Source organism: Longimicrobium sp. (assembly GCA_036387335.1).
In the GTDB taxonomy this organism is placed as follows: domain Bacteria; phylum Gemmatimonadota; class Gemmatimonadetes; order Longimicrobiales; family Longimicrobiaceae; genus Longimicrobium.
The window spans coordinates 1-15224 of the sequence record DASVTZ010000072.1 but is presented as its reverse complement, the minus strand read 5'-3'; the positions used below and the strand labels follow the sequence as shown (position 1 = coordinate 15224).

Sequence of the window (15224 nt, the reverse complement as noted above, 5' to 3'; positions counted from 1 at the left end):
GGAGGGCACTGCCAGAGGCAACTCCGTACGATAAACACGCTTGCGGCGCCGTACAAGAAAACATCAGTCGCCGCCGGTCATCCGCCGGATTTCTGCCCGAACGTGCCTCCCCCTGACCGGCGTCGTGCTACCGCGCGGTGTCGCGGGGCTGCGGGGGCGGCAGGGTGCGCGGGTCGACCGACTCGTCTTCCAGGCGGATGCGGAGCACGCCGTCCTGGCGGCGCAGCAGGCCGGTGTACGAGAGCGCCACCGGAGCGCCCCCCCGGCGCCCGCCCCAGAGGAAGCGCCCCGCCACGACCACCGCGTCCGGCCCCACGGGCTCGAACGACAGGTCGCGCCACTCGAACGACGCCGGCGGCGACCACTGGGGACCGCCGTACCGCGCCGCGATCGAGTCGTACGGCTCGAACTCCTTGCGCCCGTTCCCCAGGAAGTACGCGCCGCTCCGGTCGTAGCGGGCCGAGATCCCCGCGCGGTTGCCGGCGAGCAGGTCGCGCGCGTAGCCATCCATGAAGGCGCGCGCCTCCTCCACCACGCCCGCCTCCGAGGGGGCGCCGGCGGGGGCCGCACCCGCCGCGCAGGCGCCAGCCGCGATCGCCGCCGCGAGGACCAGCACCATCGACCGGCTCCGAATTCGATCCATTGGCAAACCTCGGCTGAGGGTTGAGGCGGGCGCTTCAGCCGCGCACCGCGCCCATCGGCATGGGATGGATCTCGAAGGCGAAGCCCTGGCCGGAGCGGATGGTGGGGTCGCCGTCGGTGAAGTCGAGGACTTCGGCCTCGCTCGCGAACTCCACCACGCCCATTCCGAACGGGCCGCTCGGGTCCGCCACCATGCCGAAGGTGATCACGTTGCCGCGCGCCACCGCATCGTGCCAGTACGCGGCGTGCTCCTGCATCAGCCGCATCTCGGCTTCGGTCATGTCCATCACGAAGGTGGCCCTCGGCGGCAGCAGCTTGCAGAAGAAGTTCATGTCCCGTCGGTGTGAGGTCGTGGATGCCCTGCAGGCGGTCCGCAAAGCTACACGGCGCGCGTGCCCGCCGCATCCGTCAGCGCACGCCCCACTCCCAGATGCCGTAGGCGGTCTTCTTGTCCAGCGGATGGCCCGCCTGCTTGAGCGTGAGCGCGATCTGCCCGCGGTGGTGCGACTCGTGGGAGATCAGGTAGCCCAGGAACGCCGTCACGTGCGGCTTGAAGCCCTTCACCCTGCCGCCGGCCGCGAGGCTCTGCCGCAGCAGCTCGGCGATGGCGGTGGCCGAGCTCTCCAGCGCCGCGCGCAGCCGCAGATGATCGGCCGCGTCCGTCTTTTCCACCTTTTCGAGCCCGGCGAGCAGCTCGGGCGCGGCCTGCTTCAGCCACATCAGCCGCACGTTGTGCACGTGCGCGAACTGCTCGGCCACCGTCCGCCCCTTCGAAGCCGAGACGTCGCCCAGCGCCTCCGCGGGGATGGCGTCGAGGAGGTACAGGTTGATGCGGCTGTGGATCGCCCACGTCTCCAGAAGCTGCTCGTCCATGTGCCGATGCGGGTGAAGGGGGAGAGAAGAGCATCAGACCGCAACGTAAAGGCGAGGGGGCGCGGCGTACAACGGTTTTACGGCCCGGGGTGTGCAGCCGATCGCGCAGCCGCGTATCGTATCCCGAAAAAAACTTCGGGTGTTTCCGCGGCGCGCGTGCTATACTGGGAAAGGTGCAGCCGTATCCCCCGTTTCTGAGGTGGTCGATGAGCGCGAACAAACAGGCGTACACCGAAGCGTTCGAGCGTGCAGTGCACGGAAAGCCGCGCCCCCTCCTGGACAAGGTCCTCGCCGTCTTCACCGAGGACCAGTACACCCGCCAGTCGCGCGAAAAGGGCGAGCGCGACGGGATGGCCGCCCGCGAGTCCGGCGCGCCCTCCGCGGAAGGCTCGTCGCCGGGGATGGAGTCGCCCCCGACGGCGTAGCGACGGCCCGGCTCACGCGAGCCCGCCGCTCCCGTGAGCGCCTCCGAACCCACGTCTCCGCCCTGGCTGCAGGCCCTCCTGCCCCGGGCGGAGCGGACCGGCTACCGCGTTCCGCTCAAGACCCACGTCCACATGCCCGGCCGGGTGGTGGCGGACGTGGCCGGCGTGTTCCTGCGGCTTCCGCGCTGGCGGGGCGCGCCCTTTGTGGACGACCTCGGCAGGAAGGCCGCCGCGATGGTCGAGCTGGACGGGGAGCACCTGATGCCCGAGCTCGCCGTGCTGCGCCTGCTGGAGCGCGACGGCTGGAGCGGCCGCTGGGTGAACACCACCGGCGCGGGCGGCGAAGTGTGGAAGTACCTCACGCACTGGGAAGACGTGCCGCGCGCGGAGCAACGCAACCGCGTGCTGGAGGAAGAGGAGCCGCGGCAGGTCCTCGCCGGGGTCGCGCGGCGGGCGGCGAAGCGCTACGCTGGGTGCTGGGACGTGTACGCGTGGCGCGACGGCCATTTCGCCTTCCTGCAGACGAAGCGCGGCGCGCCCAACGCCAAGTCCGAAGTCGGCGCGGCGCAGGTGGATTGGCTGCACACCGCCCTCCTCTTCGGCGACCCGCGCATCACCGTGGACTCCTTCGCCGTGGTGCACTGGGACTACGCCTGACGCGCCGATGTACACCCTGAAGCCCCTCCGCCGGCCTGGTGGAGGGGCTTCGCCGTTCCTCCGGCACCGCTCGTGCGGTCGCACGCCGGTCGCGAGCGCGCCCGCGCATCGCCGCCGTCCCATCGAGCGCCGGAGACCTAGATGAAGCCGCAGATCGCCATCCTGTTGACCGCCGTCCTCAGCGCGTGCGCCACCGCCGGCCCCGGGAGCGCTGGGGGCAAGGGAATGAGCTTCTTCATCACCAGCGCCGGGCCCGGAAACGGCGCGTCGCTGGGCGGCTTGGCGGGGGCGGACGAGCACTGCCGCAGGCTGGCGGAGGCGGCGGGGACCCTCGGGCGCACGTGGCGCGCGTACCTGAGCACGCAGGCCGCGGGCGGGCAGCCGGCCGTGAACGCGCGCGACCGCATCGGCATCGGCCCATGGCACAACGCGCGCGGCGTGCGGGTGGCCGCCAGCGTCGCCGAGCTGCACGCGGACTCCAACGGCCTCGGCAAGCAGACGTCGCTCAACGAGCGCGGCGAAGTCGTCTCAGGGCGCGGCGACACTCCCAACCGCCACGACATCCTGACCGGCTCGCGGGCGGACGGCACCGCCTTCCCGGCCGGCGAGGACCGCACCTGCGCCAACTGGACGAGCGGCGGCGAAGGGAGCGCCCAGGTCGGCCACCACGACCGCACCGGCGGCGGCGAGGCTCCTACCTCGTGGAACTCCGCGCACCCGTCGCGCGGCTGCAGCCAGGAGAACCTTCGCTCCACCGGCGGCGACGCGCTCTTTTACTGCTTCGGCCTGGCTTCCTGAACGGCGGGTCTCACGCGGAGACGCGGAGGCGCAGAGAGAAACTGCAACTGCAAGCTCACACAGAGACACAGAGCCACAGAGAGAACCGACAAAGGTTTTCTCTGTGGCTTTCTGTTCCTTCTGTGTCCTCTGTGTGAGGCTTTTCTCTGTTGTTCTCCCGCTGCGCCCTAACGTGAGTGGCTCGTGGCGTCAAAAGGTGGCCGCGACGTACGCGAGGTAGGTGAACCAGCCCAGCGCGGGAGCCGATGAAACCAGGAACCGCCTCAACAGCGACGCGTACTCACGCTTCTTATCGAGGTCCTGCTCTTCCTCCATCATCGCTCTGAACTGCGCGATGATCCGCAGCCCGCCACCTACCCGGTCGTAGCCGCGGCCGCTGCGTCGCACCGCCGCCGCCATCCGGGACCAGTACAGGTTCCCAAAGATCACCGGCGGGCCCATGCAGATGACGAACACGACGACCGTCAGCGCCCACATGGGCGGGTCCCAGCGCGAACGCGGATCACGGCCGGGTTACGCGCACCACCGCGGAGCCGTACCCCTGTGGCGGGCACGATTCCGCGATCGGGCCATCCACGTACACCTCCACCGTGTCTCCCACCGCGACGGTGGAGCGGGGAATCGTGCGGAGCTCGCCGGACGCCTGCTTCTGGTAGTAGCGCGTCCGCGCGTCCACCGTCGCGGAGATGCCGCACGACTCGCGCGAGCCCGGCCCGCCACGTACCAGGAGGTTGGATGCCGTCGCGCTGTGGGTGAACGCCTCGACCGGTCCGCGCGCATACGGCGCCCCCGAGGGCCCGCCCAGCGTGGACGCGCGCGCGCACGCCCCGGCGGCGGTGAGCGCGAGCACGGCCAAGACCTTCGAGAGAGGAGCTGTCATCTTCGGCCTCCGGAACGCGAGAAGAGGTAGAGCAGCGCCGCGAGAACGCGCCAGCCGGCGATGGGCTGACACCGCGAGGCGGATCGCGGGCAAGGATAGTCACGCACGCGCCCACCATCCAGTGGAAATCCGCCAGACCCGCGCGCCCCGTGTTTGGAAACGAGCGTTGTAGAATGCGGCGCCCAATGGGTGGGGGTGGGGCACGCACCGATCGCTCGAATCACGAGCCCCGCACATACGTTCTACCCGCGGGGAAACACTTGACTTTCGCGCGGATCGGTGATCTTATTGTCTGCATCCGATTACACCCTCCTAAACATCCGACGCTCTCCATTCCGCGGGAGCGTGGATGCATCCCCACCTCACCCCACCCATTGGAGTACGCACCCCATGAGAGCACGCCTCGCGTTGGTCCTCGCGGCATCGTTCGGCCTGGCGGCATGCCAGGGCGACGAGATCACCCCCACGGACACCAGCAACTCCATGAGCGCCACGGCGCAGGAGAACCTCCTCACGCTCGTCTCGCAGCCGACCCTGAATGCCGGGCAGCGTGACCGTCTGGCCACCATCCGCGGCCGCTCCAGCACCGCCGAGGTGCACGTTACCCGCATGGCGTCGGCGCCGGGGCGCATGCTCCAGCACGGTGCCGCCCTGCGCATCGCCGTGGCGCCGGGCGTTCAGGTGGTGGCCGTCGGGGAGCGCGTGGTGAACCGCGCGGCGGACGACGTCTCGTGGGCGGGCCCCGTGCGCGGCGCCGAGGGCTGGGTCCAGATGGTGTTCATGGAAGGCGGCGTGACCGCCACCGTGCGCGTGGGCAACACGTCGTACGCCGTCGAGCCGATCGGCGGCGGGCTGCACGCCGTCTCGCGCATCGACCAGAGCGGCTTCCCGCAGGAGCATACGGCCGACAACCCGAGCGGCGCGCTGGAGGACTTCGGCGGCAATCCGCTGGCCTCGCGCACGCTGGGGATCGCCCCGGCCGCGACGAGCAGCCTGGCCGCCGCCACCACGATCAACGTCCTGGTGGTGTACACCGCCTCGGCCGCGACCGCGTCGGGCAACATCGCCAGCCAGATCCAGCTCGCGGTGGACGAGACCAACCAGTCGTACGTCAACAGCGGCATCAACATCAACATGGTGGGCGTGAACAGCTCGCAGGTCACGTACAACGAGGCCAACCGCAGCTTCACCCAGCACGTCACGGCGCTCAAGAGCACCACGGACGGCATCATGGACAACGTGCACACGCTGCGCAACACGTACGCGGCGGACATGGTGATGCTGGTAGTGAACGACAGCGAGGCGTGCGGCCAGGCGGCGGGGATCGGCTCCACGGCCTCCACCGCGTTCGCCGTGGCGCACTACACCTGCATCACGGGCTACTACTCGTTCGGCCACGAGCTGGGCCACCTGCAGAGCGCCCGCCACGACCGCTACATGGACGCCACCACCACGCCGTACGCCTACGGCCACGGCTACATTCCGCCGTCCAAGGCCTGGCGCACGGTGATGGCCTACGGCAACAACTGCAACAACTGCACGCGCATCCAGTACTGGTCGAGCCCGCTCAAGACCCACCCGACCACGGGTGAGGTGATGGGGACGGCCGCGTACGAGGACAACGCGCGCGTGCTCAACAACACCGCGGCGACGGTGGCGGCCTTCCGCTAGGCCGCACGGACGGAAGCAGGACGGGGCGGGGCCGCGATCGCGGCCCCGCCCCACTTCTTTTGCGGCACGGATCCCCGCGGCCGATCATGACCCTTGCCTGTGGGCGCCGCGAAAGGTGTATTGGGGATGGAGTCTGCACCCCATGGACCCGTGCCCGGAGGCATCGATGTCCACCCCCCGCCCGCCGCACTCCGCGGCCCTCCCTGCGCTGCTCGCCGCGATCGTCGCCGGGTGCGCCGGCCCCGCTTCGCCGCCTCTCCCCGCGCTCAGCGCCTCCGCCGTGGGAGACACGGCGGGGCTGGTGCAGAGGGGCGAGCACCTGGTGAGGAACGTCTCCGTCTGCGGCCACTGCCACGCGCCCCCGGCCACGAGGAACGCGGATGGGCCGCTCAGCGGCGGAGCCGAGTTCCGCAACTGGCGCCTGGGTACGATTCGCGCCGCCAACCTGACCCCGGACTCCGCCACCGGGATCGGCGCGTGGAGCGACGCCGAGATCGTGCGCGCCATCCGCACCGGCGTGAGCCGCGACGGCCGCCTGCTGGCGCCGGTGATGCCGTACGAGTGGCTGAGCTCCATGTCCGAGCGCGACGCGATGGCCATCGCCCGCTACCTCAAGAGCCAGCCCGCGGTGCGCCACGAGGTCAGGAGCAGCCCCAACCTGGTGTTCCGCGCGGCGCGCGCCGTCATCCTGCACCCCGCGCACCCGCGGCAGGGGATGGCCCCGCGCCCCGGCCCCACCGCGGAGTACGGCGGCTACCTGGCGGACGGCCCGGGGCTGTGCGCGGACTGCCACACACCGCGCGGCGGCATCCAGTCCGCCGCCGACCGGGACCGGCTGTACGCGGGCGACGCGACTCCCCCCGCGGCGTTCCCGGCGAATCCGTCGAACCTCACGCCCGACTCCGCCACGGGAATCGGGCGATGGAGCGAGGGCGACTTCGTGCGCACGCTGCGCACCGGCGTCGACCCCGCGGGCGCCCGGCTGCACCCGTTCATGCCCTGGCGCGAGTACCGCCGCATGAGCGACGACGAGCTCGCCGCGCTCTACCGCTACCTGCGGACGCTGCCCCCCATCCGCAACCCGGTACCGCGGCGAAGCTCCGCGGGTGCGTGACGCGCAGGCTTCAGCGCGCGTCCGGGGAGGAGATGGTGATGCGGAATCCATCGGGGTCCAGGAGCCGGAAGGCGCGCTTCCCGAACGCGTCGAACGGCTCCGTCGCCAGCACGCCGCCGCGCGCCCGGATGCGCGCGGCGACCTCGTCCACGTCCTGGCGGGTGGTGAGCTGAAGCGAGATCCCCTCACCCTTCACCCGCTCCGCCCCGCGCGACCCGTCGTCGCGGGTGAGCAGGAGCTGGACGGCGCCCGCGCGCACCCTCACCGCGAAGAGCCTTCCCTCGCGCCTGAACTCGTGGTCCAGGCTGAACCCCAGCACGTCCACGTACCAGGCCGCGCTCGCCTCGAGGTCGGCGGCGGTCAGCGAGGCCTCCAGGCTCTGCGCCACGAACCCACCCGTCGGGTCTCCCGGCGTGTCCGGGATCGGTCGGTCATCGCTCATTGCGCGGCTGCGTTGTAGGGTGCTCAGCGGATGACGAATAGCTTCGAGATGAACCACACGATCCCTTCGAGGAGCTTGCCCAGCGGACCCAGGATGCGCTTCTGGTGGACCTCCAGCGTGATCTGCGACAGCGCCGCCTCCTCGCGGATCCGCTTGAGGCGGCCCTCCAGCACCTCCACTTCGGCCTGCACCCGCCCCAGCTCGCGCTCCACCTCGATGATGTCGCCCACCCCCGCCGCGCGCTGCAGGTGCTGGCGAAGACGGTCGCGCACCGCCGTCGTGTTCCGCAGCCGGGCCTCCAGGTCGAACACCTGCTCCGTCACGTCCACCGCCGACATCTCCCTCCGCTCCACCTCGGCGAGCGCGGAAAGCGCCGTGAGCGTCGGCTCCAGTGCGGGGGACGGCACGCGCAGCGACATCCGCAGCCGGTGCCCCTCCTCCACCACCGAGCTCGCCACGAACCCGCCGGCGCCGCGGATGATCTCCGCCACGCGAGGGGCGAGCGAGTCGGGCTGATGCGCGGACAGCTCCAGCTCGGCGCGCCTCACCAGGAGCCGCTCCCCTTGCGGCGTCTGCCGCGGCGCGTCGCCCGGGGCGCTCGCGGGGGCCGGCTCCGGCACGGGTGGCGAAGGCGGAACGCTGCTGCTGCATGCCATCGTCGAGAGGAGGATGGCTAAGGCGGCAAGTCTCCAGCGGCTGCGGGGCATGGATGGAGTCCCGGAGGGGGTGGAAAGCGCGGGCGTGGACCCAAGATGATGCGCTCCGCGCGATCGCGACAGGTCATCGGCCGGGTGGACCGGGCGGCGCGGCGTGGTTATAGTTTGCACCTTCCCGAACGCCCAGTGTGCAGATGATGGCAACGCTCCTGGCCGCCGCAATCGTGGCGGCTTCGCCTTTCCAGGAAGATACCCTGCGCGGCACTCCCCGCGTGGCCGACCCGCCGCGCCTGGAATCGGCGCAGATCCGCGTGGACGGCCGGCTGGACGAGGAGGCGTGGTCCACCGCGGCGCTCCTCGGCGACTTCACGCAGTCCCGCCCGGCGGAGGGGTCACCGGCGTCGGAGCGGACGGAGGTGCGCGTGTTCTACACGCCGCGCGACCTCTACATCGGCGTGCGCGCGTACGCCGCCGAGCCGTCGCGCATCCGCTCCACGCTCGCCGAGCGCGACCAGATCACCAGCGACGACCACGTCCGCATCCTGCTGGACACCTTCGCGGACCAGCGCCGCGCCTTCGTCTTCTACGTCAACCCGCTGGGGATCCAGCAGGATGGCATCCTGGCGGAGGGACGCGGGACGGACTTCGCCCCCGACTTCCTCTTCGACTCGCGCGGGCGCCTCACCGGCGACGGCTACGAGGTGGAGCTGCGCATCCCGCTCAAGAGCCTGAAGTTTCCCGCGGGCGGCGAGCAGCGCTGGGGCTTCAACGTCATCCGCGTGCTCCCCGCCACCGCCGCGCAGGAAAGCTGGGCGCCGCGCCTGCAGAGCACGCCGTCGGAGCTGGCGCAGAGCGGAACGCTGCGCGGCATTCGCGGGCTGCGGCCGGGGCGCCTCTTCGAAGCCAACCCCACCCTCACCGCGCGCCGCGAGGGGAGCACCGGCGAGAACGGCTTCCGGCGCGGCCCCACCGAGCCCGACCTGGGGGTGAACGTCAAGTACGGCATCACCAGCGAGCTGACCCTCGACGCCACCATCAACCCCGACTTCTCCACCATCGAGGCGGACGCGGACCAGATCACCGTCAACGAGCGCTTCGCCATCTCGCTGCAGGAGAAGCGCCCGTTCTTCCTGGAGGGCGCGGACCTCTTCTCCACGCCGGAGACGCTGGTCTACACCCGCTCGGTGGTGGACCCGGCGGTGGGCGCGCGGCTCACCGGCAAGGTGGGGGCGCTGAACCTGGCGTACCTGGGCGCGGTGGACGAGGCCCCGCTCTCGCGACCCGCCCGCTTCGCCCCGCGCGCAGACCGGGCGGTCGTCCACATCGCGCGCGTGCGCCGCGACGTGGGCGCGTCGGGCTCCACGCTGGGGGCGCTCGCCACCAGCCGCCAGACCGGCGACGCCTTCAACCACGTGGCGGCGGCCGATGCGCGCATCCGCTTCGGCGGTGTGTACACGGCGGGCATCCTGGGCGGCGGGAGCTGGACGCGCTCGTGGGTCGCGGACCCCTTCGGGCGCGACTCGGCGGGAGCGCCCGGCGCGAGGCAGGCGGTGTCGACCGACGACGAAGTGGGGCACATCGCCAACCTCTACCTGGACCGCACGGGCCGGCGCTGGGGCTATCTCGCCACCCTGCGCGACGTCCCCTCCAGCTTCCGCACCGAAACCGGCTTCGTGCGCCGGCGTGGGATCACGGAGATCTCCGGAGGCAACCGCGTCTCCTGGTACGGCGCGCGCGGCGCCCTCCTCCAGCGCCTCGACCTGCGCCAGGGCGGCCGCCGCTACTGGGACGGGCGCGGCTTCTGGAGTGGTGACGAGGCCGTGGAGGGGTCGCTCTCCGTGGAGGCGAAGGCGTCGCTGCGCGGGAACCTGGAGGTCGAGCTGGGCGTGGACCGCGCCTTCTACACCCTGCACCTCGCCGACTACGCGGGCTTCTCGCGCACCGGCCCGGACGGCCGCACGGAGACCGGCGACTCGCTGATCGGGCCGAACCCGCGCATGGGCGGGCTGCACAGCATCTCGCTGCAGGCGCAGTCGTCGCACTTCAAGACCGCGGACATCGCCGTGGAGCTCTTCGCAGGCGCCACCCCCATCTTCGCGGAGGGTACGCGCGGCGCGGAGAGCGGCATCGCGGCCGCGGTGGAACTGCGCCCCACCCCGTCGCTGCGGGTGGACGGCCGGCTGCGCTACTCGGTCCTCCGCCGCGCCTCCGACGACTCGCGCTACTCGCGGGCGCTGGTGCCGCGGCTGCGCGTGGAGTACCAGCTCACCCGCGCCCTGGCCGTACGGGGTCTGGCACAGTACTCCGTCGAGGAGGTCGACGTCCTGCGCGCCCCGGACGGCGGCGAGTACCTGCGCGACGGCGAGCCGTTCCGCGTGCGCCGCGGCAACCTCCCGTCGTACTCGGAGCCGCAGCTCAACCCGCTGCGCCTGGACCTCCTCCTGAGCTACCGCCCCTCCCCCGGCACCGTCGCCTTCCTCGGCTACGGCCGCGAAGTCACCGACGACGAAGCCTTCCGCTTCGCCGGCCTCCAACCGCGCGCGGACGGGCTGTTCTTCAAGATCAGCTACCTGTTCCGCCGCTGAGGCTGTAGCACGGACGTAGAGATAGGGGGTGGGACCGCGGCCGCGGTCCCGCCTTTTATCTCCACACCTACGACAGACAGGGCGCTTTCACCCACTTCACCGAATTCGGTTGTCTACATCAGGCAGCAGGGCGTTGGACCAGTCCTCTGCCTCAGACTCGCGCGCTTCGTCCGCGGCCATCTCCGCGTACGCCGCCAGCAGGCCCGCTTCAACCACATGGGGCCGAACCAGTCCCTCGATGAACTGGCTGATGCGACGGGGCCCTACGGTCCGGTAGAGGCCGTCATAGACTACCTCGTCCATCGTGATGGTGAGCTTCTTCTGCACTTAGCACCTCCCGTTACTTGTACGTATAATATACGTACAAGCACCTCACCCACAGAAGGGGCTGAGCGGAGTCACAAGGAGGGGCCGATGCGCCAGTCGCTCACCGTCTCGTGCTCAGATCTGGTCGAAGACGGTTCTCCGGGGTTGGCCATTGTCGCCATCGTCCTCCAGCGCGGCGCGACGGCGGCGCAGTTCCGCGAAGACATCTTCGGCGGGAATTAAGTCCGCCGTGCCCGCCTCGATCTCAGCCAACCGGCGCCGGATCTCACCCTCCCACGCGTGCTCAACATCAGAGAGGCCGCCCGCTGCATCGTCGGCCTGCGGGGAGGTCGTCACTCCCAAACGGAGATCCTGCCCGACCGCGTCCCAGATTCCGGTCACTCCCCCCCCATCCGCTGAAGCGCGAGGAAAAAGAATGTGCAGTGACAATTATGCCCCTTCCGAGCCGAATCAAACAGCCCGGGAACGTAGCTCTTCATGCGCTGAGTCGTCACCTCGCTCCCAGAAAAATGGGCATGCGCGGCGTGGATGTCGCAAAGGCCTATGTAGAGCCGCAGGTTTCCGCGCCTATAGCAAACCCGCCCCTGGTTGCACGGGCAGTCTTCTCCTGCAGCCAAACGGCTACACAGTTGCCGCGTTCCGGGATCGCTCGGCACCACCGGCTGGTGGCCGAATTGAAGATCGGCTCGCCGCAATGGGACCTAAAGCACGGTTAATTGCCCACCTGACGCCTCTCGGATGACCCTCTGGATAATAGCCCCACGTGTGATTCTGCTGCTACGGTCGTTCGTTGCCTGAATCGAGGCCTTATAGTAAGCGAGCAACTCCGAATCGGCTTCATCCGATTCGTTGATAGATTCTACTCTCGCGAAGAACTTCTTCAACTCTGGGGCGACTGCTTCCGCCTCCGGAACGCGCGTACCTTTCACGAGGACACGATGAAGTTCAACTAGGGTCGAAAAAAGATCTGGTTTTCTCCAAACTCGGCTTCTAAGATCAAAATCTAGACTGTCGACATAGGCGAAAACGCAAGTGAGCTCTTGGGTGACACGTTCCCGCTCGCTAAATTCATCATTGAACCTCGCCAAGTACGCGTCGAGTTCGTCATCTCGGTTGAAGTATGTGGAAAGTATGGTCACAACGAGTGTCAACACGAAGCGCAGATCGTGCATCCGGCGAATGTCAGCTGCACTAAAGACCCGGTGACGCTCGAAGAACGGGTTTTCTGCTAGCGTCTCCCCAAACTTCTTGAAGTCGCCCTCGAATCGGGCGTTTTGTATCTCCATCGCATTCAGTGCATAGTTTGTCGAGTTGATCCTTGTAAATATCTCCTTAATTTCCGGAATTCCCATGGGTCCGAGGTCTCGTACTACCACGTCATACTCGAGAAACGCCATCTTCGCGTCCTCGGACAGGTTGGAGTAAGGTGGGATCTCAGCCGGCAGCTTCAGCTCTGAGGATGCGTGGAAATACTGGTAGAGAGTGGTGATGCGCTGCTGCCCATCAACCAGCATCTCTGTACCCTCTCCTGTCTCTGAGTCCACATGGCCGGCAGCAATGTAGATCTCTGGAAACGGATAAGCATCGAGCACTGTTCCGATGAAGGCTACTTTGTGCCGGTTAGACCAAACGAGGCGGCGCTGAAACTCAGGGCGTGGAATTAGTGCTCCGCTTCGGATCCCCGTCAGGAGCGTCCTAAGCTTACGGTTCGTGGCGGTCGTTCTCATGGCTGTATTCTCGCCTCCTCTTGGCATTCGCTTACGCAAATGCTCTGGTAACTCTCAAAGAAAAAATCCGAACGGTACAGCCCTGCAGCGATCTTGTACACACCGTATCGTCCGCTACTCGTAAGTTCGCTGAAAAAAGCCCACCATTCTGCCCCCAGTCGAAATGAGTTCGCCGGCGGAAGCTTGTCTGGACGGATCCAGCCGCGAAAGAGATAGTTCTTAAACTCGCTCTCCTGAGGCCAGTATCCTACTTGGTATCGATAGCGAAATACATCTTCCCAGATGCCGTCGAAGAGCCGGTCTGATACTACCGCCACGTCGATATCGGAAGTGTCTGTGAAGGGTCTATATCGCTTTCTACGCGCAATGCTGAATCCGAGCTTCGCGGAACCGACTAAGAACACTTGGTTCGGGTGAACTTGGAAGTGGTGGGCCACTTCCTCTTTCAATGAAAAAAACTGGTCATCTGGGAGGATGTACGCATCGCCAAAAGCGACATACTTCCTGACGAGTTGAGGCGGGTTCATAAGCGCAAGGTCGTTTTTAAACCTTGCTATTCGCTCTATGATGACCGGATCATCGGGCATTTGCCTCAAGCGCGTTGGAAGGTAAGGTAGAATAAAAATGAGGAGGTCGCTAAGACTGCGCTTAAGTGAAGCTAGCACGCACGCGCTCACCTTGTTAGCCCCTCGCGTTCAGTCTCGTCAGGCGGCCGAGGTAGTCGTCTAATTTAGCTGTCGATCTCAATCCCCCGCCACCAGCCCGCTCGCCACGAACGGCGCCTCGCACAGCACCGCAGGCTTGCGGTGCCGGAGCAAGAGCAGCCACTCGCGCACCGAGACGACGATCACCAGCACGGCGACGGCCATGAAGGCGAGCGCGACGACGGCGTCAAGGCGGTCGTTGAAGATCATGTGGCGCGCGTCGGCGAGGGTCTTGGCGCCGGGGGGGAGCTGGCCGGCGGCGAGCTTGTCGCGGATCATGGCGGCGTGGGCCAGGAAGCCCAGCTTGGGGTCGGCGGCGAAGACCTTTTGCCAGCCGGCGGTGAAGGTGACGGCGCAGAGCCAGGCGAGCGGCAGGAGCGTCGTCCAGGCGAAGCGCGCCTTGCCGCTTTTGATTAGCACCGTCGTCCCCACGCAGAGCGCGACGGCGGCCAGGAGCTGGTTGGAGATGCCGAAGAGGGGCCAGAGCGAGTTGATGCCGCCCAGCGGGTCCACCACGCCCTGGTAGAGGAAGTAGGCCCAGCCGAAGACGATCAGCCCGCTGGAAAGGACGATGCTGGGGTACCACGAGGTGCGCCCGAGCGGCTTCCACACGTGCCCCAGCAGCTCCTGCAGCATGAAGCGGCCGACGCGCGTGCCGGTGTCGATGGTGGTGAGGATGAAGAGCGCCTCGAACATGATGGCGAAGTGGTACCAGAGCGCCGACATCCCCGACCCGCCGAAGACGCCGCTGAAGATCTGCGACATCCCCACCGCCAGCGACGGCGCGCCTCCGGTGCGTGCCAGGAGCGTCGTCTCGCCCATCTGCGCGGCGAGGCGCGTCATGTCTTCGGGGGTGACCACGAAGCCCCAGGTGGCGATGGTGCGCGTGGCCGTCTCCACGGTGGCGCCCACCACGCCGGCGGGGGCGTTGATGGCGAAGTAGACGCCCGGCTCCAGGATGGAGGCCGCGACCATCGCCATCACGCCGACGAACGACTCCATGAGCATGGCGCCGTAGCCCACCAGGCGCGCATCGGACTCGCGCTCCAGCATCTTGGGTGTGGTGCCGCTGGCGACCAGCGCGTGGAAGCCGCTGATGGCCCCGCACGCCACGGTGATGAAGGCGAAGGGGAAGAGCTTGCCGCTGAACACGGGCCCCGTGCCATCCACGAACTTCGTCATCGCCGGCATGTGGATGACGGGGAGCGACACCAGGATCCCCACCGCGAGCCCCAGGATGGTGCCGATCTTGAGGAAGGTGCTCAGGTAGTCGCGCGGGCAGAGAAGGACCCACACCGGGAGCACGGACGCGACGAAGCCGTACGCGGCCATCAGCCAGACGAGCGTCGTCTTCTCGACGGTGAAGACGGCGGCCCACGCCGGGTTCCTGGCCACCCAGCCGCCGGCCACCACCGCCGCCATCACCAGCACCACCCCGATCGCGGATGCCTCGCCCACGCGGCCGGGGCGGAAGGCGTGCATCCACCACCCCATCAGCAGGGCGATGGGAATGGTGCAGGCGATGGTGAAGAGCCCCCAGGGCGAATGCGCCAGCGCGTTGACGACGATGAGCGCGAGCACGGCCAGCAGGATCGCCATGATGGCGAGGACGGCCACCATGGAGATCAACCCGGCGGTCGTGTTGATCTCCTCGCGCGCCATCTGCCCCAGCGACTTGCCGTCGCGGCGCATGGATGCGAAGAGGATGATGAAGTCCTGCACC

The 15224-nt window shown here is 68.3% G+C and carries 18 protein-coding genes; 6 read left to right on the top strand and 12 right to left on the bottom strand.

Going from position 1 to position 15224, the window contains the following annotated elements:
- Positions 1-127: 127 nt before the first annotated feature.
- The 3 genes from VF647_05975 to VF647_05965 all read right to left on the bottom strand — a co-directional run bounded on the left by VF647_05975 (position 128) and on the right by VF647_05965 (position 1515).
- On the bottom strand, positions 128-643 hold the full coding sequence (locus VF647_05975) for a hypothetical protein (GenBank protein HEX8451622.1): 516 nt from the start codon (positions 641-643) through the stop codon (positions 128-130).
- Between the two features lie 34 nt (positions 644-677).
- Entirely contained in the window at positions 678-974 is a 297-nt protein-coding gene (locus tag VF647_05970) for a YciI family protein (protein ID HEX8451621.1), read from the bottom strand.
- A gap of 76 nt (positions 975-1050) precedes the next feature.
- Complete coding sequence (locus VF647_05965; GenBank protein HEX8451620.1) at positions 1051-1515, bottom strand: DinB family protein; 465 nt, start codon at positions 1513-1515, stop codon at positions 1051-1053.
- A gap of 206 nt (positions 1516-1721) precedes the next feature.
- Here VF647_05965 and VF647_05960 point away from each other — a divergent pair, with 206 nt between their 5' ends.
- From VF647_05960 to VF647_05950, 3 genes are all read left to right on the top strand, one after another.
- Positions 1722-1940: a hypothetical protein gene (locus VF647_05960; protein HEX8451619.1), complete on the top strand. Its 219-nt coding sequence runs from the start codon at positions 1722-1724 to the stop codon at positions 1938-1940.
- A gap of 33 nt (positions 1941-1973) precedes the next feature.
- A complete protein-coding gene (locus VF647_05955) occupies positions 1974-2597 on the top strand; it encodes a hypothetical protein (protein HEX8451618.1) in 624 nt (207 codons plus the stop codon).
- Positions 2598-2738: 141 nt separating this feature from the next.
- Positions 2739-3395 (top strand): hypothetical protein, encoded by a 657-nt coding sequence (locus VF647_05950; GenBank protein HEX8451617.1) that lies wholly within the window; start codon positions 2739-2741, stop codon positions 3393-3395.
- A gap of 189 nt (positions 3396-3584) precedes the next feature.
- Here VF647_05950 and VF647_05945 read toward each other — a convergent pair whose 3' ends face one another.
- Together VF647_05945 and VF647_05940 are read right to left on the bottom strand one after the other, a co-directional pair.
- The gene (locus tag VF647_05945) at positions 3585-3872 is read right to left on the bottom strand and encodes a hypothetical protein (GenBank protein HEX8451616.1); all 288 of its coding nucleotides are present in this window, start codon (positions 3870-3872) and stop codon (positions 3585-3587) included.
- A 25-nt stretch (positions 3873-3897) separates the two neighbouring features.
- Complete coding sequence (locus VF647_05940; protein ID HEX8451615.1) at positions 3898-4275, bottom strand: hypothetical protein; 378 nt, start codon at positions 4273-4275, stop codon at positions 3898-3900.
- Positions 4276-4665: 390 nt separating this feature from the next.
- On the opposite strand from VF647_05940, the gene VF647_05935 reads away from it, so the two are divergent.
- A complete protein-coding gene (locus tag VF647_05935) occupies positions 4666-5946 on the top strand; it encodes a M12 family metallo-peptidase (protein ID HEX8451614.1) in 1281 nt (426 codons plus the stop codon).
- 166 nt (positions 5947-6112) lie between these two features.
- On the top strand, positions 6113-7060 hold the full coding sequence (locus VF647_05930) for a c-type cytochrome (GenBank protein HEX8451613.1): 948 nt from the start codon (positions 6113-6115) through the stop codon (positions 7058-7060).
- A 10-nt stretch (positions 7061-7070) separates the two neighbouring features.
- Here the strand turns inward: VF647_05930 and VF647_05925 are convergent, their stop codons facing one another.
- Entirely contained in the window at positions 7071-7502 is a 432-nt protein-coding gene (locus VF647_05925; protein ID HEX8451612.1) for a VOC family protein, read from the bottom strand.
- Between the two features lie 23 nt (positions 7503-7525).
- A complete protein-coding gene (locus VF647_05920; GenBank protein ID HEX8451611.1) occupies positions 7526-8209 on the bottom strand; it encodes a DUF4349 domain-containing protein in 684 nt (227 codons plus the stop codon).
- Positions 8210-8352: 143 nt separating this feature from the next.
- Here VF647_05920 and VF647_05915 point away from each other — a divergent pair, with 143 nt between their 5' ends.
- A complete protein-coding gene (locus tag VF647_05915) occupies positions 8353-10743 on the top strand; it encodes a DUF5916 domain-containing protein (GenBank protein ID HEX8451610.1) in 2391 nt (796 codons plus the stop codon).
- Between the two features lie 96 nt (positions 10744-10839).
- Here VF647_05915 and VF647_05910 read toward each other — a convergent pair whose 3' ends face one another.
- The 5 genes from VF647_05910 to VF647_05890 all read right to left on the bottom strand — a co-directional run.
- On the bottom strand, positions 10840-11070 hold the full coding sequence (locus tag VF647_05910) for a hypothetical protein (protein HEX8451609.1): 231 nt from the start codon (positions 11068-11070) through the stop codon (positions 10840-10842).
- A gap of 114 nt (positions 11071-11184) precedes the next feature.
- Positions 11185-11451 carry an addiction module protein gene (locus VF647_05905; GenBank protein ID HEX8451608.1) on the bottom strand — a complete coding sequence of 89 codons (267 nt, stop codon included), beginning with the start codon at positions 11449-11451 and terminating at the stop codon, positions 11185-11187.
- A 320-nt stretch (positions 11452-11771) separates the two neighbouring features.
- Positions 11772-12797, bottom strand: coding sequence for a DUF262 domain-containing protein (locus tag VF647_05900; protein HEX8451607.1), 1026 nt, complete (start codon positions 12795-12797; stop codon positions 11772-11774).
- Positions 12794-13384, bottom strand: coding sequence for a hypothetical protein (locus tag VF647_05895; GenBank protein ID HEX8451606.1), 591 nt, complete (start codon positions 13382-13384; stop codon positions 12794-12796). Before VF647_05895 ends, VF647_05900 begins: the two co-directional genes overlap by 4 nt.
- A 156-nt stretch (positions 13385-13540) precedes the next feature.
- Positions 13541-15224, bottom strand: a 1684-nt coding sequence (locus VF647_05890; GenBank protein HEX8451605.1) for a carbon starvation CstA family protein, incomplete at its 5' end; no start/stop codon positions are given.

Coding starts and splice junctions, on each gene's coding strand:
- VF647_05975 (HEX8451622.1), bottom strand. CDS start 643: ATGGATCGAATTCGGAGCCGGTCGATGGTGCTGGTCCTCGCGGCGGCG.
- VF647_05970 (HEX8451621.1), bottom strand. CDS start 974: ATGAACTTCTTCTGCAAGCTGCTGCCGCCGAGGGCCACCTTCGTGATG.
- VF647_05965 (HEX8451620.1), bottom strand. CDS start 1,515: ATGGACGAGCAGCTTCTGGAGACGTGGGCGATCCACAGCCGCATCAAC.
- VF647_05960 (HEX8451619.1), top strand. CDS start 1,722: ATGAGCGCGAACAAACAGGCGTACACCGAAGCGTTCGAGCGTGCAGTG.
- VF647_05950 (HEX8451617.1), top strand. CDS start 2,739: ATGAAGCCGCAGATCGCCATCCTGTTGACCGCCGTCCTCAGCGCGTGC.
- VF647_05945 (HEX8451616.1), bottom strand. CDS start 3,872: ATGTGGGCGCTGACGGTCGTCGTGTTCGTCATCTGCATGGGCCCGCCG.
- VF647_05940 (HEX8451615.1), bottom strand. CDS start 4,275: ATGACAGCTCCTCTCTCGAAGGTCTTGGCCGTGCTCGCGCTCACCGCC.
- VF647_05935 (HEX8451614.1), top strand. CDS start 4,666: ATGAGAGCACGCCTCGCGTTGGTCCTCGCGGCATCGTTCGGCCTGGCG.
- VF647_05930 (HEX8451613.1), top strand. CDS start 6,113: ATGTCCACCCCCCGCCCGCCGCACTCCGCGGCCCTCCCTGCGCTGCTC.
- VF647_05925 (HEX8451612.1), bottom strand. CDS start 7,502: ATGAGCGATGACCGACCGATCCCGGACACGCCGGGAGACCCGACGGGT.
- VF647_05920 (HEX8451611.1), bottom strand. CDS start 8,209: ATGCCCCGCAGCCGCTGGAGACTTGCCGCCTTAGCCATCCTCCTCTCG.
- VF647_05915 (HEX8451610.1), top strand. CDS start 8,353: ATGATGGCAACGCTCCTGGCCGCCGCAATCGTGGCGGCTTCGCCTTTC.
- VF647_05900 (HEX8451607.1), bottom strand. CDS start 12,797: ATGAGAACGACCGCCACGAACCGTAAGCTTAGGACGCTCCTGACGGGG.
- VF647_05895 (HEX8451606.1), bottom strand. CDS start 13,384: ATGCCCGATGATCCGGTCATCATAGAGCGAATAGCAAGGTTTAAAAAC.